The following is a 6,757-nucleotide window of genomic DNA, read 5'->3' as shown; positions in this document are numbered from 1 at the left end:
AACAGGCTAACAGGCTAACAGGCTAACAGGCTAACAGGCTAACAGGCTAACAGGCTAACAGGCTAACAGGCTAACAGGCTAACAGGCTAACAGAGGAATATGGAGCGGGCGAAGGGAATCGAACAAAAATCCATTCCACTTCTGTAACCTACTGACAGATAACGATATTGCGATCAGCATAGGTAACTGATTACGTGATAATAGAGGATCATTATCGTGTCAATCAAGGGCCAGGCTTACCTTTACAAGCGAAAAGATGGAATCTGGATGTTTCAGATCTTCGTCCCGAAGTACCTCAGATTTTTATATCCGTGCCGGATGTGGCGCAAAACCACTTCAACCCGCGATTTCAATGAGGCTCGACGGTTTAGAAACCACCTGTTATTAGAATGGGAAGACAGACAGATCCGCGCTCAACCATGTATTACATCGGGTACGGTCAGGACGTGCAGGACGATTTAACAGAGGAGTTTTCTTTAGAATGGTGATCGATATGAAACACATGATTGTGCTGATAGTGGCGCTATTACCAGCCCTGGCGAATGCCGGACAGATAACCCTGATTCTCAGTGATGAAGAGGAGACAGGCAACGCGAAGATTTGCGTATACAGCAACGCCAATTATACGGAGATAGTGACGATCAGACCGTCGCAGCAATGCCGCTACACAATGACCTTTGAGGAGGAGTAACCCCCTTTACTGGTTGTTACGAAACATAATTTTGCTTAAGTCTAATACTTGTTGCTCATGTGGTCATTGCTTGTAAAATAGCCACTGAAATTATTTCCATAGCAAGTAGAGGGACTTATGAAGCAATACACCAATGAACTCACCGCCGAAATGCTGGCAGCATTTGACCAGTCACCATTCACAGCTGAACAGCTCGCGGAAATGAACGAAGAAGCCCGTAATGATCGCTGAAAGAAACGCCTACAACCTCGCTCACCCAGTTACAGCCGCTTATCTGATTGCTACAGAGGGTAGCTTAACCCGCAACGGGGGAACGGTTATCAGTGAATACAACGGGCAGCAGCTCGAAATTGAAGACGGAACACGCCTAAATGTATCTCTTGTGGGTGATGAAGTTCGTTATCCAGATGGAACCACCGCGAAAATCAGCACTGGAGTAGGCAATACCTCTGGTGACTCCGCCGCTCTTGTCGGTAGCTTACTCGACAACGGCGACGAAATTATCAGTAGCCCACAGAATGCCGGAAGAAGAGTAGTCCGAGCAGGGGAATCGTTGCCAGAAAACTTTCTGAAATAAGGCGGTCACTATGGCATCGGTTAACAGAGGCTGCACAATTCACGGTAAGAACGTTGGTCTACATGGAGATAAAACATCTACAGGCGCACAATGTATTGCCGCCCGCCCCGGTATGTCTGTCATGGGCAAGTGGAAACTCTATATCGGCGATAAGACCCCCCCTTGCCCGAAATGCGGGAAAGCGGGGGTGATAGTGAGCGGTGATCCTCGCTGCTCAAATAGCGCCTCAGTCGCCGTGGACGGTGCAGAAATCCACTGCGGTTGTCCACAGGGTACTAATTTTCTTATCGCGCCTGGCACCGTTGAGGTGAATACCCCTTCTTGGGCGACAGCGCCTGTAGAGCCAGTGCAACATGCACAGGCAGCGAAGAAGCAAAACACCTTTGCTGATACCTGCAAGCCAGAAGATAACCAGCTATTGAACGGCGTTTACCTCTGGACTGAAACAACAAGTGCAGGTCATGCTTTCGTTTCAGTGCATGAGAATAACAGCATCTATCTCTACACCTATGGACGCTATGGACGCACTGATAAAAGTACCTTCACTGGGGATGGGATTTTAGACTTTTTCCAAGATGAAGATGCGCGTAAGTATTACCGATACGAACTTTATGAAATGGGTGCTCGCGCTTTCCGCATTGATGATGCAGATCCTAAAATAACCCGTAACTTCTTCGAAAACCTTTGGAATGGCGGTGTAGCACCAATTCAAACGCCAAACATGCAAGACGGTACAAAGCGAAGAGGCCGCACGATTGATAAGTATGATGTGACTGGTAGCAACTGTACCACCCACTCAGTTGAGGGGATCAAGTTTGCTGGCTCAAAGTTATTCGATCACGGTTACACATCCACGACAACACAGCTACCAATCGACATAGAAGAAGATTTCACTATTCCGGTATCACTGCAAAGTTATCTTGAATCAAAGAGTGCAGACTTCTCCTCAATGCTCGTTGTCGAAATGACTAATACATTCAAACAGCAGTACCCTAACACCGAGAACAAAAGCCCTCAACCAATGGGAGGGAGTGCAAAAATTCAACAAGCTGCTGCCGATTCCGCTGCTGTTGCTGGCTCAACATCCCCATACTCAGGCGGTACAGTAGGCGGTTCATTGGGAAGCACTTACGATGATGAATAAGAAGTTCTGGATCAGGTGGGTGAGTATCGCGCTGATCTGCGTAGCGTATTACGTTATCGTGCTTTATTTCGATCTGGTCTTCGCTCTTAACTTTTCAGAGACAATGAGCCAAGGAGGAGAATTTACCCCTTCTCAATGCACTTGGTTTGTTAAGGAGCTATCGCAAAATCACTCTGATTCGGCTTTAGCCTCTATCATTGGTTTCGCTGTCTGCGTCCCTCTGATCCTGCTTATCTTCAAGAAAGTGAGATGACCGCCAAAGGCTGGAGAGATCCTGCCTTTCCCCTTTTCCCTAATTTTAGACAATAGAAGCCATAAAGCCCCGTTGGTGATACAACAACAAGCGGAGCGTAGCGACTTCATCAGACTGTCAGAGGGATCACACCTTATCAGGATAACCGTGTACCCTTGCGGGAGCGTGGCTAAAACGCTGATAGAGCCTACATGTCGTTTGTAGGGTTATCACCATAAACCTGTTTACGTAGCTCTGAGAGCCGCACATCGGGCTTGAAATGCGTATGATCAATCTGTCGATGACATAACTATGCCTGGATGGGCTTTTTCTTCACGTTGTGCTATCGCGGTGTGAGGATGCAACTGCCGCCAACGCTGAGTTATACTGTCATCTCACCATGTAACTTAGCGTGACAGTTACCAAGGGCGGATCACAATGGTAGAACCCATAGGCGACTAAAATAGGTAACTATTTAAGTTGCTGATAGAGAAGGCTTTTAAGGCTTCTCCACAAGGGGAGAGATCTGGAGCGGGCGAAGGGAATCGAACCCTCGTATAGAGCTTGGGAAGCTCTCGTTCTACCATTGAACTACGCCCGCGTCGAAGTGCGTAACGCATTATAGTCTTTACGCACCGTCTGGCAAGATACGCCTGCGCTAACAGGTTAATTTATCGCCTGTTCGGCGCATTTTTAACATTTGGGTGGGCTGCCCTGCGGCGGTAAATAACGCAGCGGATCAATCGCCGTTGCCCGGTAGCGCAGCTGGAAGTGCAAGCGAACAGAATCCGCATCACTGCTGCCCATGGTGGCGATCTTCTGCCCCGCTTTCACGTTCTGTCCGTTATTCACCAGCATCGTATCGTTGTGCGCGTAGGCCGTAATGTAATCTTCGCTGTGCTTAATCATGATCAGATTACCGTAGCCACGAAGCTGGCTACCAACGTATACCACCTTCCCTGCACCAGCAGCATAGATGGCTTGCCCGCGCGAACCTGCAATATCAATCCCCTTATTCCCGCCGTCGGACGTGGAGTAACCCATAATCACTTTCCCGCTGGTCGGCCATCGCCAGCAGCGTTGCCCTACCGGCGGCCATGAGGATTGCGGCACGGCGGAGGAAGGCGTGACTTTAGCGGTTTTCGTGCTGGTTTTACCCGAGGATGCGCTGGCTTTAGAACCATTAACCTTCAACCGCTGCCCCACTTCGATGGTATATGGCGGGGAGATCCCGTTCATGCTGGCGAGATCTTTCACGCTGGTTCCGGTAATGCGTGAAATACGGTACAGCGTATCGCCCCGCTTAACCGTATAGGTGGAGCCGGAATAATTGCCTCCGGAAGAGGATTTCCCGGCGCAACCTGCCAGCAATAAAGCGAACGCCAGGCAAAAGGCAATGCGGAACGGGTTACTCATCAGGCGTCCTGCGCGCAAAACAGATCCTCGATTAAAATAAATGGCGACCTATGATAACAGCCACAATCCGGATGCCAATACTTTCACGATGAATGGCGCGGCATCGGGTAGCCCTGAGCAATGATTTCCATCATTTCCGGCAGATACGGCATCGCCGGCATCTTCACCAGAGCCGGGTAAAATACCTGCGGCGACGGAAAAACATCCACTACGTGGCAGTTTATTAATTTAGCTGCATCCACCTCTGATGACGGCAGCAGCGTTGCCGCAGCGAGACCAGACTCCAGCCATTCCAGAATCACACCAGGCTGGGTGATATGCATGATCACCCGCGGATTCCCACCCGCTTTACGGAACAGGTCGATTAACATCTCATACGTTCCGGCATCTTTTGCCCGGTGCAGCAGCACCAGCGGAAATGCCGCCAGCGCCTGGTAATCAAATGGGCTCGCTGGCATTTCAGGCAAACACTGTTTGCTGATCACCGCAACCAGACTTACCGGATCGAAGGAGACATAATCAAAGCCTTCACTGCGGTATGGGCGCTGGATCAACGCCAGATCGATCGCACCTTCGTTAAGCATGGTTTCCAGATGGCTGGAATCCGTTACCGAAATATTAATCTCCGCATCGGGATGACGCTTATAAAGCTCCAGCAACAATGGCTTGAAATACGATTGAAAAAGATGGGTTAAGCCGATTCTTAACTTGAATTTTTCTTTATTAGCAATAGCGATCGTTTCGCGGGCGGTGTCTTCAACCTGACGTAATATTTCGCATGCTTTACGATAAAGAAAATATCCGGCATCGGTTGGCTCAATACGATTTCCCTGGCGGGTAAACAGTGAAACCTGTAGCTCTTCTTCCAGTTCCTGGATCCGTTTACTCAATGGCGGCTGCGCCATATTCAGCACTTTCGCGGCCTGGCTTACGGATCCCTGCTCTATAACGCGGCAAAAATAGCGCAACCTTTTCAAATCCATACAGATCTACTCCACGATCCCCCGGCGCTCAGTATCACACTTAGCGCAGCAAAGGAAAAGTCTGGTTTTTTAATCAAATTAGAAACCTAAATTTAACAATTTTATAAATAGTACTTTTTTGATCTGGTCTGAGTCAGGAAAAAGGTATTTGTTTAATGTTCCCTGGAAAAATAAGGTAGCCACCGACAGTAAACCCTTTTTCCGATGGAACATACTATGTCAAATAGCGAAAATAAAAATACCAGCGGCGTTACAGATTTACGCTCGGCGATTGAATTATTAAAAACACTGCCCGGCGAATATGTCGAAACCGATACTGAAGTTGATCCACACGCCGAACTTTCCGGTGTTTACCGTTACGTTGGCGCGGGCGGCACCTGCCAGCGCCCAACACGTAAAAACGGCCCGGTGATGATGTTCAACAAAGTGAAGGGCTTCCAGGATATCAGCGTGGCTATCGGCCTGAACGGCTCGCGTAAACGCGTCAGCCATTTCCTCAACTGCGCGCCGGAAAAATTGGGCCACCTGCTGAAAGATTCCGTGCAGAACCCTATTCCGCCAATACTGACCAAAGACAATGCCGTCTGCCAACAGGTGGTTCATCTGGCCAGCGACACTAACTTCGACCTGCGCAAACTGCTACCAGCACCAACCAATACCGAAGAGGATGCCGGCCCGTACATCACAATGGGTCTGTGCTACGCTTCCGATCCTGAAACACACGAATCTGATATCACCATTCACCGCCTTTGCGTACAGAGCCGCGACGAGCTGTCGATGTGGTTAACCCCGGGTCGCCATATCGATGCATTCCGCATGAAAGCGGAAGCCGCCGGGAAACCACTGCCGATCTCGATCAGTATTGGCGTCGATCCTGCTATCGAAATCGCCGCCTGCTTTGAGCCGCCAACCACCCCGCTGGGTTATGACGAACTGAGCGTTGCCGGTGCCCTGCGCGGCAAGGCTGTAGAAATGGTGCAGTGTAAAACCATCAACGAACGTGCCATTGCGCATGCGGAGATCGTTATCGAAGGCGAACTGCTGCCGAACGTACGTCTGCGTGAAGATCAGAACACCAATACCGGTAAAGCGATGCCTGAATTTCCCGGCTATACCGGCGAGGCCAAAGATGCACTGCCGGTAATCAAAGTCAAAGCCGTCACCCATCGCTACAACCCGATCTGGCGTACCACTGTGGGTCCAGGCGAAGAACACGTCAATATGGCGGGCATCCCGACGGAAGCCAGTATCCTCGATATGGTGGGCCGTGCAATGCCGGGCAAGCTGCTCAACGTGTTCGCTCACTCTGCGGGTGGCGGTAAACTTCTGGCGGTGATGCAATTCAAAAAATTCTCCCCGGCGGATGAAGGCCGTCAGCGCCAGGCAGCCCTGCTGGCATTCTCTGCCTTCCCGGAACTGAAACACGTGATTCTGGTTGATGAAGACGTGGATATTTTCGACAGCGACGATGTGCTGTGGGCGATGCAAACCCGATATCAGGGTGATGTCGATACCGTCACGATTCCCGGGGTTCGCTGTCATCCGCTCGATCCCTCGCAGATCCCGGCTTACAGCCCGAGCATTTTGCAGCAGGGAATGTCCTGCAAAACCCTCTTTGACTGTACGGTGCCATTCCACCTGAAAAGCCATTTTGAACGCTCGAAGTTTAAAGAGGTTGATGTGAAACGCTTCCTGCCAGATTTCGAGTAAGGGG

General features: G+C 50.1%; 7 protein-coding genes, 1 tRNA gene and 2 pseudogenes. 7 read left to right on the top strand and 3 right to left on the bottom strand.

Annotated elements, in window-relative coordinates:
* Window positions 1–267: 267 nt before the first annotated feature.
* From DK872_RS27995 to DK872_RS27990, 6 genes and pseudogenes are all read left to right on the top strand, one after another.
* Window positions 268–339: pseudogene (locus tag DK872_RS27995) on the top strand (hypothetical protein); the annotation flags it as partial.
* Between the two features lie 59 nt (window positions 340–398).
* Window positions 399–488, top strand: a pseudogene (locus DK872_RS27525) (integrase); the annotation flags it as partial.
* On the top strand, window positions 482–691 hold the full coding sequence (locus tag DK872_RS11575) for a hypothetical protein (protein WP_071921385.1): 210 nt from the start codon (window positions 482–484) through the stop codon (window positions 689–691). The pseudogene DK872_RS27525 and the gene DK872_RS11575, both read left to right, overlap by 7 nt.
* 220 nt (window positions 692–911) lie before the next feature.
* Entirely contained in the window at window positions 912–1,268 is a 357-nt protein-coding gene (locus DK872_RS27325; RefSeq protein WP_181951280.1) for a hypothetical protein, read from the top strand.
* A 10-nt stretch (window positions 1,269–1,278) separates the two neighbouring features.
* Complete coding sequence (locus tag DK872_RS11565; protein WP_149288355.1) at window positions 1,279–2,412, top strand: PAAR domain-containing protein; 1,134 nt, start codon at window positions 1,279–1,281, stop codon at window positions 2,410–2,412.
* On the top strand, window positions 2,402–2,665 hold the full coding sequence (locus DK872_RS27990) for a hypothetical protein (protein WP_035889611.1): 264 nt from the start codon (window positions 2,402–2,404) through the stop codon (window positions 2,663–2,665). Before DK872_RS11565 ends, DK872_RS27990 begins: the two co-directional genes overlap by 11 nt.
* A 506-nt stretch (window positions 2,666–3,171) precedes the next feature.
* On the opposite strand, the gene DK872_RS11560 is transcribed toward DK872_RS27990, so the two are convergent.
* From DK872_RS11560 to DK872_RS11550, 3 genes are all read right to left on the bottom strand, one after another.
* Window positions 3,172–3,245: transfer RNA gene (locus DK872_RS11560), tRNA-Gly, on the bottom strand.
* 92 nt (window positions 3,246–3,337) lie between these two features.
* Window positions 3,338–4,078 (bottom strand): amidase activator ActS, encoded by a 741-nt coding sequence (gene actS / locus DK872_RS11555; RefSeq protein ID WP_007370266.1) that lies wholly within the window; start codon window positions 4,076–4,078, stop codon window positions 3,338–3,340.
* 65 nt (window positions 4,079–4,143) lie between these two features.
* A complete protein-coding gene (locus DK872_RS11550) occupies window positions 4,144–5,043 on the bottom strand; it encodes a LysR family transcriptional regulator (protein WP_161518375.1) in 900 nt (299 codons plus the stop codon).
* 216 nt (window positions 5,044–5,259) lie between these two features.
* Here DK872_RS11550 and DK872_RS11545 point away from each other — a divergent pair, with 216 nt between their 5' ends.
* A complete protein-coding gene (locus DK872_RS11545; protein ID WP_071921386.1) occupies window positions 5,260–6,753 on the top strand; it encodes a UbiD family decarboxylase in 1,494 nt (497 codons plus the stop codon).
* Window positions 6,754–6,757 lie beyond the last annotated feature (4 nt).

Origin of the sequence: Kosakonia sp. MH5 (assembly GCF_009935945.1) — a bacterium.
GTDB lineage: Bacteria > Pseudomonadota > Gammaproteobacteria > Enterobacterales > Enterobacteriaceae > Kosakonia > Kosakonia radicincitans.
This window is presented reverse-complemented; position numbering and strand designations above follow the sequence as displayed.

Excerpts from the sequence above, each read along its gene's own strand:
- DK872_RS11565 (WP_149288355.1), top strand. The coding sequence starts at position 1,279 with ATGGCATCGGTTAACAGAGGCTGCACAATTCACGGTAAGAACGTTGGT.
- DK872_RS11550 (WP_161518375.1), bottom strand. The coding sequence starts at position 5,043 with ATGGATTTGAAAAGGTTGCGCTATTTTTGCCGCGTTATAGAGCAGGGA.
- DK872_RS11575 (WP_071921385.1), top strand. The coding sequence starts at position 482 with ATGGTGATCGATATGAAACACATGATTGTGCTGATAGTGGCGCTATTA.
- DK872_RS11545 (WP_071921386.1), top strand. The coding sequence starts at position 5,260 with ATGTCAAATAGCGAAAATAAAAATACCAGCGGCGTTACAGATTTACGC.
- DK872_RS27325 (WP_181951280.1), top strand. The coding sequence starts at position 912 with ATGATCGCTGAAAGAAACGCCTACAACCTCGCTCACCCAGTTACAGCC.
- DK872_RS27990 (WP_035889611.1), top strand. The coding sequence starts at position 2,402 with ATGATGAATAAGAAGTTCTGGATCAGGTGGGTGAGTATCGCGCTGATC.